The 15,557-nt window shown below is 53.0% G+C and carries 14 protein-coding genes, 1 tRNA gene and 1 pseudogene; 11 read left to right on the top strand and 5 right to left on the bottom strand.

Annotation, left to right across the window (positions count from 1 at the left end; genetic code table 11):
* The first annotated feature begins 69 nt into the window (after positions 1-69).
* Positions 70-993, top strand: coding sequence for a histone deacetylase family protein (locus Q0824_RS17150; protein ID WP_298453674.1), 924 nt, complete (start codon positions 70-72; stop codon positions 991-993).
* A gap of 9 nt (positions 994-1,002) precedes the next feature.
* Here the strand turns inward: Q0824_RS17150 and Q0824_RS17145 are convergent, their stop codons facing one another.
* Positions 1,003-1,920 (bottom strand): OmpA family protein, encoded by a 918-nt coding sequence (locus Q0824_RS17145; protein ID WP_298453671.1) that lies wholly within the window; start codon positions 1,918-1,920, stop codon positions 1,003-1,005.
* Positions 1,921-2,070: 150 nt separating this feature from the next.
* Here Q0824_RS17145 and pyrC point away from each other — a divergent pair, with 150 nt between their 5' ends.
* Together pyrC and rnt are read left to right on the top strand one after the other, a co-directional pair.
* Positions 2,071-3,102: a dihydroorotase gene (gene pyrC, locus Q0824_RS17140; RefSeq protein ID WP_298453669.1), complete on the top strand. Its 1,032-nt coding sequence runs from the start codon at positions 2,071-2,073 to the stop codon at positions 3,100-3,102.
* Between the two features lie 44 nt (positions 3,103-3,146).
* Complete coding sequence (rnt, locus tag Q0824_RS17135; protein WP_298453667.1) at positions 3,147-3,803, top strand: ribonuclease T; 657 nt, start codon at positions 3,147-3,149, stop codon at positions 3,801-3,803.
* A 67-nt stretch (positions 3,804-3,870) separates the two neighbouring features.
* Here the strand turns inward: rnt and Q0824_RS17130 are convergent, their stop codons facing one another.
* Positions 3,871-5,856, bottom strand: a complete 1,986-nt coding sequence (locus Q0824_RS17130; protein WP_298453665.1) for an SDR family oxidoreductase — start codon at positions 5,854-5,856, stop codon at positions 3,871-3,873.
* Between the two features lie 373 nt (positions 5,857-6,229).
* Here Q0824_RS17130 and Q0824_RS17125 point away from each other — a divergent pair, with 373 nt between their 5' ends.
* Positions 6,230-6,529, top strand: coding sequence for a serine hydrolase (locus Q0824_RS17125; RefSeq protein WP_298453662.1), 300 nt, complete (start codon positions 6,230-6,232; stop codon positions 6,527-6,529).
* Between the two features lie 91 nt (positions 6,530-6,620).
* Positions 6,621-9,443 carry an insulinase family protein gene (locus Q0824_RS17120; RefSeq protein WP_298453755.1) on the top strand — a complete coding sequence of 941 codons (2,823 nt, stop codon included), beginning with the start codon at positions 6,621-6,623 and terminating at the stop codon, positions 9,441-9,443.
* Here the strand turns inward: Q0824_RS17120 and Q0824_RS17115 are convergent.
* A complete protein-coding gene (locus Q0824_RS17115; RefSeq protein ID WP_298453659.1) occupies positions 9,430-10,065 on the bottom strand; it encodes a TIGR04282 family arsenosugar biosynthesis glycosyltransferase in 636 nt (211 codons plus the stop codon). The two genes, Q0824_RS17120 and Q0824_RS17115, sit on opposite strands and share 14 nt — an antisense overlap.
* A complete protein-coding gene (locus tag Q0824_RS17110; RefSeq protein WP_298453656.1) occupies positions 10,052-10,759 on the bottom strand; it encodes a TIGR04283 family arsenosugar biosynthesis glycosyltransferase in 708 nt (235 codons plus the stop codon). The genes Q0824_RS17115 and Q0824_RS17110 overlap by 14 nt, the downstream gene beginning before the upstream one ends.
* Before the next feature lie 86 nt (positions 10,760-10,845).
* Between Q0824_RS17110 and Q0824_RS17105 the strand changes: the two genes are divergently transcribed.
* The 6 genes from Q0824_RS17105 (at position 10,846) to Q0824_RS17080 (ending at position 14,726) form a co-directional block, all read left to right on the top strand.
* Positions 10,846-10,922 (top strand) — tRNA-Arg (locus Q0824_RS17105).
* Between the two features lie 294 nt (positions 10,923-11,216).
* Complete coding sequence (locus Q0824_RS17100) at positions 11,217-11,474, top strand: hypothetical protein (protein WP_298453654.1); 258 nt, start codon at positions 11,217-11,219, stop codon at positions 11,472-11,474.
* Positions 11,475-11,489: 15 nt separating this feature from the next.
* A complete protein-coding gene (locus Q0824_RS17095) occupies positions 11,490-11,705 on the top strand; it encodes a hypothetical protein (RefSeq protein WP_298453651.1) in 216 nt (71 codons plus the stop codon).
* A gap of 271 nt (positions 11,706-11,976) precedes the next feature.
* On the top strand, positions 11,977-13,248 hold the full coding sequence (locus Q0824_RS17090; RefSeq protein ID WP_298453648.1) for a hypothetical protein: 1,272 nt from the start codon (positions 11,977-11,979) through the stop codon (positions 13,246-13,248).
* A 42-nt stretch (positions 13,249-13,290) separates the two neighbouring features.
* Positions 13,291-13,572, top strand: coding sequence for a hypothetical protein (locus tag Q0824_RS17085; protein WP_298453645.1), 282 nt, complete (start codon positions 13,291-13,293; stop codon positions 13,570-13,572).
* A 17-nt stretch (positions 13,573-13,589) separates the two neighbouring features.
* A complete protein-coding gene (locus Q0824_RS17080; RefSeq protein WP_298453642.1) occupies positions 13,590-14,726 on the top strand; it encodes a hypothetical protein in 1,137 nt (378 codons plus the stop codon).
* Positions 14,727-14,974: 248 nt separating this feature from the next.
* On the opposite strand, the pseudogene Q0824_RS17075 reads toward Q0824_RS17080, so the two are convergent.
* Positions 14,975-15,557, bottom strand: a pseudogene (locus Q0824_RS17075) (hypothetical protein); the annotation flags it as partial.

Here is a 15,557-nt window from a genome sequence, read left to right as displayed (position 1 = left end):
TCGGCGCTATCAGGTTATCCCTGATAAGATCAAAGAAAATACAAGTATAGCTGGGACGTTTCGAGAATTATGACCACCGCATTTTTTTCTCATGATGATTGCATGAAACACGACATGGGGCCGGAGCACCCCGAAAGCCCAGCCCGCCTGGCAGCCATCATCAGCTACATCGCCGACACCGGTATCGCGGAAAAACTAGACTGGGTACGCCCGGAAGAAATTACCCGCGACCAGCTCTTGAGCGTGCACCCGGAAAGCTACCTGCAGCAGCTAGATATGTTGCAGCCCTCACGGGGGCGGGTCTTCACCGATCCGGATACTGCCATGATGCCCGATACTCTGCGCGCCGCAAGGCTTGCGGCCGGTGCAAACATTCAAGCAGTCGACATGGTTATGAGTAGCCAGGTAACCAACGCATTTATCTGCGCACGCCCCCCCGGTCACCATGCTGAACGCACAAAGTCCATGGGCTTTTGTTTTTACAACAACATTGCTTTGGCTGCCATGCGCGCGCTCAATTTCCATCATCTTGACCGAGTTGCCATTGTCGATTTTGATGTGCATCAAGGTAACGGAACTGTGGACATTGTGAGTGGAGATGAGCGGATACTGATGTGCTCCAGTTTCCAGCACCCGCTTTACCCCCACTCCCACGTACATCGTCAAGCTGACAATATCGTGAACATTCCCATAGAGGCAGAGTGCTCTTCCGCGGATTACCGGAAACAGGTAGAAGCAGGCTGGATAAAGCGCCTGAATGCCTTCAAGCCTCAGGTGATTCTGATATCTGCTGGGTTTGATGCCCACCGGCTTGATCCGATGGCGGAACTGAATCTGGAAACCGAGGACTACCGCTGGTTGACCGAAATGCTGACAAGCGTTGCAAGCGAACATAGCAACGACCGTATTATTTCAACGCTGGAAGGTGGTTATCACCTGAAAGCTCTCGCAGAAAGCGTAAACGCCCATCTGGACGTATTGAGTTCGATTTAGCGGGTTTCCTTAGCCTGCGCTGGCGCCACCATAGCCATTAGCTTGTTGTAAGCCCGGGCGCTCGCCCTCCCGCTGCAAACGTATGGTTGTGCGACGGTTTTCGCCATAGTTTCTGGACACCGGATACTGATCACCATGAGCCCGCACGGTAATCAAGTCGGGGTCTATCCCGCGATCTTTCAAATAGTCTGCCACTACATTGGCGCGCTCCTCAGAAAGCGCACGATTGTCTATTCGACTGCCAACTCGGTCGGTATGCCCATCAATAAAGACCCGCTCTACTGTGGAATCCGCCATTAAATAGGCAACAATATCATCCAACAGATCCATGTCTGCACCCGAGAGCGTTGCGCTGCCGCTTGAAAACGCCACCCGTGAACGCCCGATCTGATCAATGTTAACCGGCAACAGATTCGCGGCGCATGACCTATAGCGCTGATACTGCCCGTTGAAGTTAATATTCGAGACCTGCACCCGCACCGGGCTTCCGTCGTACCAGGAATCCCGGGTAACGGTGGGGCGCATGCCGTCCAGCAGGCTTTGCGCAAGAATTACCGCATGACGGGTTTCAAGCGACACCTGCCGAAGCCCTTCAGACACATCAACCGTGCCTACCGAGCGTGGAGCGACCCCGGGGCGCCACGGTGGCGCCTCAACAAAAAGAGAGCCTCGCCCGGGGCGCATGAGATGGGATTCGGATTCCAGAAAAAATGACAGATCTTCCCCGGCACGGTGGCGAAAAACAGCCCGGCCATAACCTGGAACATCATGCACCAACGAACACTCGAAAACGGACTCGGCAAGATACCACTGGCTGTTCGATATTCCCGCACCATAGCTTGCGGCTTGGCCGGGCCCGGGCAGAAGAATGCCGAGCGCCAGCGTTGCCAACAGATTCTGTGTTCTTTTAGTGAATGCGCGTGCCATAACAGCCATACCGTTGTTTCACGGATGTTTCGTGGTTTCCCTGTTTAACGGCACCCGCCCCGTGTTCTTTAATCGACCAGAGGAAAAACAATCACTGGCACCTTCTGCTATAATCTGCCAACTTTTTTAAGGCATTGCGGAAACCAGACCATGACCGATCAGCTTACTCTTGTGCGCCCTGACGACTGGCACCTTCACGTTCGCGACGGCGACGCCCTGAAGAGCGTTGTGCCTGCAACCGCTGCCTGTTTCGGGCGAGCGATCATCATGCCGAATCTTGCGCCCCCGGTAACCAATGCCGCTGAAGCCTCGGCATACCGGAACCGCATTCTGGCAGCCGCCGAAGGAACCGCCTTCCAGCCATTGATGACGCTTTATCTGACCGAGTCCACCAGTCGAGAGGACATCCTCGAAGCGAGCGCAGAGGGTATTGTTGCAGCCAAGCTTTACCCTGCGGGGGCCACCACCAACTCCGCGTCCGGCGTGCAGGACATCCGCAACATCTACCCGGTACTGGAAGCCATGTCAGAGTGCGGCATGCTGTTGCTTGTTCATGGTGAGGTTACCGATACAGACATTGATATTTTTGACCGGGAGAAAGTGTTTCTCGAGCGAGTACTAGCCCCGACACTGGAGGCGTTTCCCAACCTCAAGGTTGTACTTGAACACATAACCACCGCTGATTCCGCGGAGTTTGTTCGGCATTATCAGGGCAGCAACTTGGCTGCAACGCTTACGCCTCAGCACCTTATGTACAACCGCAATCACATGCTGGTGGGCGGGATCCGCCCTCACCTGTACTGCCTTCCGATTCTCAAGCGCAATCGCCACCAGCAAGCCCTGAGGGATGCCGTCGCCAGCGGAGACAAGCGATTCTTTCTGGGAACAGATTCTGCCCCCCATGCAAAAGACAAGAAAGAAGCTGCTTGTGGCTGTGCAGGCTGCTATTCCGCGTACGGTGCGATCGGTCTGTATGCAGATATTTTTGAAGAGCTTGGCATTCTCGATCAACTGGAAGCCTTTGCGAGTTTTAACGGTGCGGATTTCTATGGTCTTCCACGAAATACCGATACCATTACACTGGTGAGGGAGCCTTGGATAATGCCCAACGAACTACCCCTCGCGGACGGCACCATCGTTCCGCTAAAAGCAGGCGAAACCATCAACTGGCGCCAGGTATAATCCTGCCCCTAATTCCTTGATAAACGGCCAAGACCGGAGTTTTAGTGACTGACGAAAACAGACAATCGCACCCAATGTCCCGCAGATTCCGTGGTTTCCTGCCCGTCGTTGTCGATGTGGAAACCGGTGGATTCAACCCGGACCGTGATGCTCTGCTGGAAATAGCTGCGGTGATGCTGACCATGGACGAAGACGGCCGCTTGCGCCGTGCAGAAACCCACTTGCAACAGATTGACCCTTTTGAGGGCGCCAACCTGGAGCAGTCTGCGCTGGATTTCACCGGAATAGACCCTTGGAATCCGGAGCGTGAGGCTGTACCCGAGCGCGAAGGATTGAGTGAAATATTCCGCCCCATCCGCAAAGCGGTAAAAGCACACGATTGCAAACGAGCCGTTCTGGTAGGTCACAACGCGACCTTCGATCACAACTTTGTTTTTGCCGCAGCACAGCGGGCAGAAATCAACCGAAACCCGTTCCACCCCTTCTCCACATTCGACACTGCCACCCTGGCCGGACTGGCCTATGGGCACACGGTGCTTGCGCAAGCCTGCAAATTGGCCGGCATTCCATTTAGCAACAAGGAAGCCCATTCCGCAGCTTACGATGCAGAAAAAACAGCCGATTTGTTCTGCGGGATTGTGAATCGTTGGCTGGATCTGGGTGGGTTTCCGCCCCCCTTTATGATGGACGAAAGCGAATAGCAAACAGCAGCCCCAAAAAAACCCGCATAGCGGGTTTTTTTGATTCAGTGTTACGAACGATCTCTGCTTACCAGTGGATGCCTCGCATCACAGCTGCAAATGCCACTTGCTCTGTGGACACCTTGGGCTTTTCAGTAGACTTCCCACTCAATGCCTGAGCTGAGTCCGGGAACATGCGGTAGCCGGTATTCATCACGATCTCGCCCACCTTTGGCGCCAGTGCGTGCAATACCTGCGCGGTGATACCAAGGCGCGTAGCAACTCGCTTGGGGCGATCAATGATTGAATTGGTCACCAGATCAGCAGCCTCTTCCGGCGACAGGGTCGGCACGGAATCGTAGATCTTGGTGGGTGCAATCATTGGCGTTTTCACCAACGGCATATTGATAGTGGTAAAGGTTACGTTGCGATCAGACCATTCAGACGCCGCACAGCGACTGAAAGCGTCCAGTGCCGACTTCGATGCCACATAAGCAGAAAAGCGCGGAGCGTTGGTAAGAACGCCAATGGATGAAATATTCACCACATGCCCACGACGACGCTCAAGCATGGAAGGCGCAAACCCCATGATCAAACGTACTGAGCCGAAATAGTTCAGCTGCATGGTGCGCTCAAAGTCGTGGAAGCGATCGAACGACAGGGACAACGAACGACGGATCGAACGGCCCGCATTGTTCACCAACACATCTACGTGGCCATGGTTATCCAGTACGGTTTTCACAAATCGGTCGCAATCATCCATATCGGAGAAATCACACTGGTAGGCGTGTACATTGCCGCCTTTGGCTTCCAGAGAAGCAGCAACTTCGTCCAACTTTTCTTTTGTACGGGCACCAATCACCAGGATAGCGCCGGCTTCTGCCAGCTTTTCAGCCGTTGCCAAGCCAATGCCTGAGGTAGCACCGGTAATCACGCACACCTTGCCACTCACCGTACCTTTCAGCGTACGATCCTTGAACAGATCGGGATCAAGGTTGCGCTCCCAGAAATCCCAAAGCACCGGGGCGTAATCCTCAAGGCGTGGTACCTCAATGCCCGTTCCCTTCAGCGCTCTCTCGGTTTCGCGAGCATCAAAGCGCGTGGGGTAATTAATGAAAGACAGAACGGAACGTGGAATACCCAAATCATCAAGTATCGAACTGGTGATCTGTTTAACCGGCGGCAGGTTCTTCAGGCTCTGGCGAATAAAGGGCGGAATAAACCCGAACATGCGGGAATCAATACGCATGCCCATCTTGGGAGCGTGGCCAGCCTCGCAGAAAATATTGAGAATTTCGCCGACTTTATACGGGTCGGTATCCACAAGATGGAAGCATTTGCCGTCCTCGCCTTCCAGGTGCGCAATGTGATCCATTGCATCCACCACAAAGTCCACGGGAACAACGTTCAGCCTACCACCTTCAACACCAATCGTCGGCACCCACTGAGGCAGTGTGCGGCGAATTTTCTGGATCATTTTGAAGAAATAATAGGGGCCATCGATCTTATCCATTTCGCCCGTTTTCGAATGGCCAACCACCATGCCCGGCCGGTAGATGCGGAACGGCACCTTGCACTCTTCTCGCACAACCTTCTCAGATTCGTGCTTGGTCATCAGGTAGGGGTGATCCAGCTTTTCGGCTTCTTCAAACATGTCCTCGCGGAAAATGCCCTTGAACAGGCCCGCGGCAGCAATAGATGAAACATGGTGGAAGTGCTTTGCTTTCATCGCGCCGGCAGCATTTACCGCCGCTCGCGTACCTTCAATATTCGTGGCCTGTTGGGCTTCTTCATCGGCGCCCATATCGTAAACGGCCGCGAGGTGGAAAAAGTGATCGACCTTTCCTGCCAGTGCTTTCAGGGTTTTGGCATCTATACCCAGGTTCTTGCTAGTGAGGTCGCCAATGACGGCCTTCACACGGGATTCATCGACACCCCATCCTTCCCTCAATGCATCAAGCTTACCCAGGGACTGCTCTCGCACCAGCAGGTGCACAGTGCCGCCGCGTGCCAATAATTTTTCCACAAGAAAACGGCCAATAAACCCGGTACCACCGGTCAGGAAATAATTCATTGATAATCCACCCTGCTTGTTGCTCTGTTGTTGTCTATCCATGCCAACCGTCTTAGACCAAAGTCTTATAACGAACTTTAACGGTCGGCATTGTACTTAATTGCAACCTTCATGTATCGGTCTATTTTAGAGCCTTTACTCTGTAACCCGTTGTTTTACCTAGAGCTATTACTCTAAAACCAACTTGAGACGAGTGTGCATTTTCCCGACACATTAAAATTTAGACTAGCACAGTAATCGGCGCCCGCCCTCCCCAGCGACGAATTACCGCAAAGCAATGAAACAGCCTGCCAGCAATGCGATAATCTGGAACTTATTGCCTCTTCAGGCGTCAGTCCTTTTCACAGACCAAGCGATATCCGGAAACCAGAGCATGCAGAACGACAACCCGAACACCGAACGTTACATCGCCATTGCCCGCGCCTGCTTGAAAGCCATTAATGATACGGCGAAAAATGCCGGGGACAGGGACCAAAAAATCCAAGCGGTGTACCAAGCCATCGATACTGCTTTCCAGGCGGAGTTTGCAGACTACCGCCAGTCCGTCGCTATTATGGCATCGGTTCTGGAGCGTATTGCGTCCGGCGAACTCGACGGTGAGAAAGCGGCAGACCTCGCCCGCAAGACCCTCGACCAACAAACGGATCACACTCGCAAAACAATGATGCACTGAACATATTTCGCCACCGCTCGCTCGTATCTATTCAGGCTCCAAAACGGATAACAGAGGCTTTATGCATATCAGCTTTTCGACGACTATTCGTATGCAGCTACTGGCTGCACATGTACTTGCACTGCTTTTGCTTCTCTTTGTCAGTTCACCATCAATCGCGGAAACGTCCCCCGACAAAAGCCCGAACGACAAAAACGAGTACCGTTTTGTTGAGCTGGATAACGGTTTGCGAGCCATCCTGATTTCCGATAAAGATGCGGAAAAAGCCGCTGCCTCCATGAATGTAGCTGTTGGCAGCGGTGATGACACGAAAGAGCGAGAAGGCATATCACACTTTCTTGAACACATGCTGTTTTTGGGTACAGAAAAGTACCCTGAGCCGGGCGAGTATCAGCAGTTCATAAAGAGCCACGGCGGCAGCCACAATGCCTATACCGCTTTTCGTAATACCAACTACTTTTTTGACATACAGGCAGGCTACCTGGAATCAGCCCTTGATCGCTTCGCCCAGCAATTTGCCGCCCCCCTGTTTACTGCTGAGCTTGTCGACCGTGAGCGCAATGCCGTGCATTCGGAGTTCAGTGCCAAACAAAAGGAAGATGGTCGGCGCTTCTATTCAGTCAAGAAAGCCGCCAGCAACCCTGAGCACGCATTCCACCAGTTTGCTGTCGGCAATCTGACTACCCTTGAAAACACCGATGACAATCCCCTTCGGCCGGACTTGATCGAATTCTGGAAAAGCCATTACTCCGCCAACCTGATGACGCTCGCGGTTTACGGCCCGCAGTCTCTCGATGCGCTTGAAGCCATGGTGCGAGTGCGTTTTGATGCCATTGAGAACCGTGATCTGAAGCCTAAGATTCACTCTGCCAGCCTGCTGGATGTTGATGTTCTGCCTGCAAAAGTAACTGCAGAAGCCATCAAGGATGTCCGCAGCCTGTCGCTGTCGTTCCCGATTCCATCGCAGCAGGAAAACTACCGCACTAAACCCGCAAGCTACATTGCCAACCTCTTGGGCCATGAAGGACCGGGAAGCCTGTTTGATGTGCTCAAGAAGAATGGCCTGGCGGATAGCTTGTCTGCCGGCATGGGGATGGATACGGGTACAGACGCCACTTTGGACATAAGCATTGCGCTTACACCCGAGGGCCTTAGCCGGCAGGAAGAGATCGTAGCTCTGGCATTCCGATACATCGACGTCATTCGTGATCAAGGCATCAGCCAGAAGCGCTTTGAAGAAATGCAACAACTGGCCCAGATCGATTTTCGCTTTCGCGAACAAAGCGAGCCCATGCACGAAGTTATGCGCCTGTCTAGCCAGCTCCAGGACTATCCGGCAGACGACATCCTCAGCGCACCCTGGTTGATGGAACGTTACGCACCCGACCAATATCAGGCCATTCTCTCCCGGCTGACCCCGGAGAACGTGATGGTCTATTTGCTGGCCCCGCAGCTTGAACTGAACAACCCGAACCTAACCCCGTGGTATGAAACACCCTGGCAACTTGAACCTCTGGATGTGCAAGGGCTTGAGTCCGAAGCGCCCAGAGCGCTGGCCAATGCGCTTCGGCTTCCACTGCCCAACCCGTTTGTGCCTGAAAACCTGACCATGGTGCCAGGCAAGACCATGGACAAGCCCGAACTCTTGAATAGCCGCGACGGCATGGCTATATGGTTTGCCCGGGATACGCGCTTCAACACACCCAAGGCCAACGTGTTTTTCAGCTTGCGCACCCCTGCAGCCCGTGTGTCTGCCCGTAGCAGCGTGCTTACACACTTGCTTGTCGACAGCATTAACAGCAACTTGAACGCCTGGGCTTATTCCGCACGCCTTGCCGGGCTCGACTACAGCATTTACCCACATTTGCGCGGCGTCACCGTGCGCGTGGGTGGCTATAACGACAAGCTGCACACCTTGATGAATCGCATTCTTATGCAGATTTCAACACCCCATATCACGCAGCAGCGTTTTGATATCGCCAAGCAGAACCTGATAGACAGCTTGCAGAACAAAGCCAAGGACCGGCCGGTGGCCCAGACATCCGAGTTCATCCAGACAGCTCTGCTGGAGGGTGCCTGGAGCACAGAAGAAAAGCTGCGCGCAGCTCGGGAAGTCACTCGCGATGAACTCATATCATTCACCGAGGCACTGCTCTCGGAAGTAGACCCGGTGCTGCTGGCACACGGCAACATAACGGAAGCCTATGCGCTTAACCTGGCCCAGCAGATTGACGCCATTGTGCTGGGAAAGAGTGAATTTGCAGCGGTTGAGCGCAGCCGAGTTCGGAAGCTACCGACAACCGAAATGCTTGTTTCGCTGGATGTAGAGCACCCAGACACCGGATACACGCTATACGCACAAGGCAAGAACACCAGCTTTGAAGAACGCGCCCGCTTCCGCCTGCTCGCACAGATTATAAGCAGCCCGTTCTATGAGGAAATCCGCACCACGCGCCAACTCGGCTACATTGTGTATGCCACACCGTTTGAAATGCTTGAGACACCCGCTCTGGGCTTTGTGGTTCAGTCCCCAAGCGCCAGCCAGAACGACATAGACAAAGCAGTTCACGAATTCGCCGCAGGCTTTGAGGAGACTCTCGACAATTTGGATGAACAGCGCCTGAAACGCGAAAAACAGGCAGTCATCAGCAGTATTTTGGAACAGGATCGCCAACTGGGTGAGATTTCAGGTCGCTACTGGCGTGAGATTGACCGGGGCTCAGATGGCTTTGATTCCCGCGAACAACTCGCAAAGGCCGTTAATGCTGTCAGCCTTGAAGAGCTGAAAGCCACCTTCCACGACTCAGTACTGAACAGAGACAGCGCTCTGCGTGTCGTGACGGGTGGAGCGGGTTTGGGCGCCAACGAAGCCCGGAATCTTATCCTTCAGCAGCCACCAGTTACTGCAAAGTAAGCTGAAATCGCGCCCAATCCTCGGGCTCATCCACATCCCAACGGGGCTCCAGCAAGCCAACGCTGAGCCCCAATTTTTTGAGCCGAATGCAGGTTTGCTCAAGTACGCCCTCAGTGCCCCACTCGATGCCATCAAGCATGCCGGGAACCGTCCGGCGGGCGCCAATCAGCACGTAACCGCCATCATCCGACGGCCCCAAAACCACGTCGTAGCTTTGAAGGCTGGACACCGCCTGATGCACATAGCCCGGCTCGACAGACGGGCAGTCGCTGCCCACAATCAATGCACAGGCGTGTGATTCAAGGCTGGCCTCCAAGGCATTCAGCATGCGGCTCCCCAAGTTAGGGCCCTGCTGTATTCGCTGCTCCAGCCCCCGTTGTTCAATGGCGCTGACAACCTCCACCGCATCAACAGGAACAGACTCTACCTCTCTATCCCACCAGAACTGCACTGTAAGACCTGAGCGATGCAGGTTTTCGAGCACCGCAAGCGTAAGTATTAAATGTGCTCTCAAAGCCCCATCAACACCCAGCGCAGGTATAAGGCGCGTTTTTACCCGGCCCGCCTCCGGCCATTTAGCAAACTGCATCAACACTGCATTGGAAGAGTTAGTCTTTGCCATTTCGAACATCCGACCGGTAGGAGTGAACAAGGGTTTCCGGGGCCTCCCCGCGCCAATATCGCCAGCGTAAACGCCACATAAGAAAAATTGTTTGCCATACCCCCCCCTGCTCCCAGCGCCGGCTATCCGTTATAACAGGGGTTTGTATGCAATAGGGACGGGAAACAAGCCGAAGCCGGCGCGAAATCTCAATATCCTCCATGATGGGTACCTGTTCGAATCCTCCCAAGGCCTCAAACACGTCCCTGCGCACAAATAGCGCCTGATCGCCTGTACAAATGCCCGTTAAACGCGAGCGCCGGTTCATAAACCACGCAATCATCCGGAACATAACTCCGCGACCGCTCAAGCGCACATCGAAGCGCCCCCAAGCTTTATCGCTTTGAAAAAAGCCAGTCAGGGACTCCAGGGCGTTTAGAGGAAGGCGGGTATCCGCATGAAGAAATAGAAGAACGTTGCCTTTAGCAACTGAGGCCCCCGTGTTCATCTGCACTGCTCTGCCCTTACCCGACTTAACCAATCTGTCTGCAAATGGGCGAGCCAGTGCGGCAGTGCCATCAGCACTGTCAGCATCCACTACAACCAGCTCATGTCCCCTGGTACGTAACGGTTGAAGGGTCTCGAGCGTCTCCACAATGCCTGCAGCCTCCATCCAGACAGGCACAACGATGCTTAACACGAAAGGGTCAGACACAGCACGCTCCCAGAGCAACAGAAATCACGGTAACACCTTGAGCCATAAGCCTCAGGCCGTTATCATACCGATCTTCTTAACGAAGCGCCTTCGTAGCTCATCTGGATAGAGCGTCCCCCTCCTAAGGGGAAGGTAGCAGGTTCGAGTCCTGCCGAGGGCACCACACCAACAATCAAATCAGATAGTTATAAGCCAAAATCTAGCTTACCCACCAACCTACCCCTCAACCCTAAAACGATTAATTTTCAACCACACCTTTCAGTTTCCAGGCCACATTATTTTGCGACTTTCCGATCGCCATTTTTTAATGAGGGCCATATCTCTCTGTTTTTAAGGGTATTCAAGCACAGGGTCCTGCCAAAATCTATTTGCTTGCTAGAACGACGAAATGGGGTAACGTCGAAATAGGTCTCGAATGACGTGACCAATTCAAGAAGCAAGCAGAGGACATTCCAAAATGACGAAACACTTGATTGACCAGATTACCGACCTGCTCAAACAGGCCAATGCACTAGCGGAGACCCTCGACAACTTCGAGCTGAGCACTGCCGAAGTGCGGGTGTCGTGCACGGACGGCACCTGCCTGGTGATTGGCGATATTCTCCAGAATTACAGTGATGGCACTACCGGCGAAAGCTCTCTTTCACAGCTAACCACAGCGGCCGCCCACGCGGCAGACCAGCTGGGCACTATCAAAAAGAACATCTGGTTCTGATCGGAGGGATTCACTATGGACTTCATGAAAAAGACCCAGAACCTGGCCGCGACGCTCACCAAGGAATTCAATTGCGAGGAGATCAGTCTCACCGTCCAGATGCGACGGGGAGATGACTGGATTACGCTCGATCTTTTCCAGAATTCCGAGGAGCCGAATAAGTTCTACGCGACCGTTGACTATTCTTCCAGTCAGCAGTTCTTAGGCGGTGTGGGCAGCACCGTTCACTGATAGAAGCGGCCCATCCTCCAGCATCTAAGATATGGGGATGGGTCCCAATTTGCGCAATTCAGAAAGCTCTGATGTCCCTCCAATACTTTCCTCCGGTAGCCCCTTCTAATCACCTCGCGACTGCCCCCATTGATGACCAGGCCAACTCTTACGTGAGCCAAACAAAAATATATTTGGCTGCCAATTAACTTTTTTCTTGCACGAGCACCGAGCTAGCGCTAAAGTGTAAATCGCAGCCAATTACACTATTACCCTATACCGAGGGCACGACATGGAAAACCTGAGTCGCGAAAAAGTTCAAGAAATTGCTCAAGACTTTATCAACAACGAGGTCAGTGACTTCATCAATCTATTCCTCGGCCAGGATCGGACCGCGCTCGCGCTGGACCTTGAGAATCATAAATCCCAAGATCCCTCTGGTAGTACCAGGGAACAGTTCGTCATTGAACTATTACTTGATCGCTGTTTCGACTTTGCCGTCGAACGTCGTCAGGGCGGGGATGATCAGGCGGATCAGGATTCACTACGGGCACTGGTAGAATTCAACGCCGGTGACACGGTGATCAATTCGACCTTTACAGAGCGCCAAGAAACCCTCGGTTTACTCCTGGATCGACATGAGGCGGTAATGGCCTTTGAGTACGGTGAGGATGACGACACCCTCACCAGAGAGCAAATCGCCCTTTTGAGCGGGCTGGCGGTTGAAACAGTGCGCCTGGCCGGTTTCGCAGAAGGTGAAGACAAGCTCCCGCAAGAGCGTCCAGGAGTAGCCCGTAAAGCCGATGTACAGCGCTGGCTGCTTCACAAAGGCAAGTACCGTGAATTCAAATGGCTGCCTACCTTCGTTCTGAAACCAGAAGCCCCCTCACCCTCTGCTCGGGAATTGGCTGAAACCATCCATCACCAAGCGCTGAGACAGCTGGATAAAACCAGCGAGGTGTACTCGCTTCTCCCAATTGAACATCGGCCTGGCTTTGAGGCCTACCTGAAAGCCAAAGCGTTTGACCCCGAGAACCTCCAATGGGTAACCCCGGAGAACGCCGAAACCTTGGGCATTGCTTTGATGATCGACCCATGCTGGCTGTTCGAAAGCCTGGACTTCTGGGCATCAGAAGCCAGACGCCGATATATGGTCGGCCAGCTTTCGGAGCAAATGGCTCGGAAATCCCCGCCAAAAGCCCCCTCTGGCGTAGTCGCTGATAAAGAGACCTTGAGGGAGGTTCTAACAAACCACCCGTCGATTGAGAAGCACCCTGCGCAGCGCAAACCCAATGCAAAAATTGACGGCTACCGAGTCATTGGAGGAATAGCGTTCGCACACCAGCATGAAGGGAAAACGCAATTTCTTTGGGTACCGGATGAGGTCGCCGTGCCAGACACCTCGATCGTTAAATACTTTCCGGCAGTAGGCTCTGATGAGCCAACCACCCGCCACAGCGGCTTGGCGAAATTTCCCGAACTCGGTCGGGCTGGCATCAACAAGATCAAAGTCAAAGACAGTGACTCATTCAACGAGATACTGAACCTCTTGGTGACTCAGTAACAACGGGGTTTGCACACACGGCGGTCAGGGAGCGGCATAAACATGACAAACGTTAACTACGAACTCACGGAACATGGACGCAAACGCGCTGCCCAGCGAGCTATCTCATACATAGTGCTCGATGTGCTGTTGGAATGCGGCGAAATGGAGGAGCAAAAAGGCGGGACTTCATTGATCGAGCTCGACCGACGGGAGCGAAAAGCACTTATCAAATCCCTGAAGCAACTCCTGCGTGCGCTAACAAATGATGCCCCGCCGTTTGCGGTAATGGGCGAGCGTGGCCGCGTCATTACGGTTGGCCATAAATACAAACAACAACACTAAGAATGGAGCAAAACGCCATGGAACACACCAACTTCAATTCTCTGGAACAAGTTGAAATCAACGGAACAGATCTCCCGAAGGAACTGCTTCTATCCGAAAATGGACGGTACGCGACCTACTACGCCCCTTTCGAGTTCGTCAATGAATCAGCAAAAGTCGTCATTTGCGGGATTACTCGAGGCATCCAGCAGGCCACTATTGCCATTAAAGCGGCTAAAAAAGGGCTTGGGCAGGGCCTACTAGCCGAGGAAGTGCTCAAACACGCCAAACACTCCGCCAGCTTTGCTGGAGCCATGAGGCGCAATCTGGCTGAAATGATGGATTTTATCGGACTGCAGCATTGGCTGGGTATTGATAGTTGCGAGGATCTTTTCCAAACCCACCAAGACCTGGTGCACTTCACATCCGCGTTGCGAAATCCGGTTCTCGACCAAGGTCAGAATTTTTCCGGCGGCAGAGCCATGATTTCAAATAGTTACCTTTGGGATCAAATCCAGACTGGGCTGGGGGCCGAAATAAGTTCTCTGCCAGATGATTGTGTGTTTATCCCTCTAGGCCAGGGAGTTGATGCGGTATTCGAGAAACTTGCCAGTGAAGGAGTTATCGACCGAACTCTCGTACTTTCGGGTCTACCTCATGCTTCCGGGGCAAATGCCGAGCGGATTGCCTACTTTTGCCAGCGTAAGGAGCGGGACCAACTCTCGGACAAGACCAACCCTGACAAACTCGACGCAGCTCGCGAAGGACTTCTTAACCAAATAGCCATACTCTCTGGCAAGCAGAACGCCCCAACCAACGAGAAAATCGAAACAGCACAACTAACCGAAGCGCGTGTAGCTTTAACAAGCGATGAGTTAGCAGCAGCAAGCTATGGTGAGGTCAAACGGATCGATGCCATCGGCAGGGTGAAAGGCAAACCTACCCTTTTCACTGCTAAGCACGACCGTTCCGGACGGTATGTGCTGAACCGGAAAAAGTCGTCACCGACAGCCGGGAACACGACAAACCGGGCTGCGAATAAAGTTTACGCTGCGACACTTAAGGAAGCTGCGGAACTGCTTGAGTCCGGTAAATTCCTGATAAATCTTGTCACCGACAAGGGAATCAGGGCATTACGGTGCTACAAATCGGTTACGATAGATTTTGGATCTTAGTTTGAGCACTCCAGCTCTGTAAGGATTCTCAGTTTATGCACTCGGTCACCAAGATACAGTCGATCAGGGAGATATGCTTGGGCTCCAAGATAGACCTGCCACACCAGGCTGGCCTATATGCCTTTTGGTGGATTGGAGAGCGGGAAACGCTATTAAACTCAAACCGATCCATTATTCTCAAGGGACCGGGAGGGCGCTTGGTCAATGTCAGTTACGAAGACTGGTGGCCGGTCAGCCGATGCATTCTCCTATGCGGAAGGTAACCCAAGCTTGTCAAAAAAAGCTCGGTTACGTTCTTTAGCTGCCTTCACTAATTGGTCGAAACTAATTACTTCGATATAGGCATGTGAAGGCTCGTTGTAACCGTAATAGCCCATTCCGTCAGATGTAATCCGCAGATTGGCTCGGCGACAACGCCGGTGCATGGATTCAGTGAGGTCACAAATTACATAGCAATAGCCGGGAATATCGTTGTTGCCGGGGATTGGGCGGCCGGATTTCGTAGTTACTTTGCCTTCTCTTATCCGCTCTAAATAACTAAGCGCCTGATCAATCGGGTCTTTATCTTCGCCTTCGCGCATGTCATTACGCATTGGGCGCTTGATTTCGACAACCGTGATAGCGGCAAGGGGAAAGCTGGTCTGATCATTAACAAGAAGCGGGTTATCAAAGACTCTCAGGCTGAGCAAATCAGGCTCTTTTGTCGAATCATTGCCAGTAATCGGCATTGCATTGAATGTTTTGTCGGAGGCCATGTAGTGGTCAACTAATCCCGGACAGTATTTTAAGGTTTTCCTCTGCTGCAACGGGAGAAATGCCACCGTTGAACGT

The sequence above is a fragment of the uncultured Marinobacter sp. genome, assembly GCF_947488835.1.
In the GTDB taxonomy this organism is placed as follows: domain Bacteria; phylum Pseudomonadota; class Gammaproteobacteria; order Pseudomonadales; family Oleiphilaceae; genus Marinobacter.
This window is presented reverse-complemented; position numbering and strand designations above follow the sequence as displayed.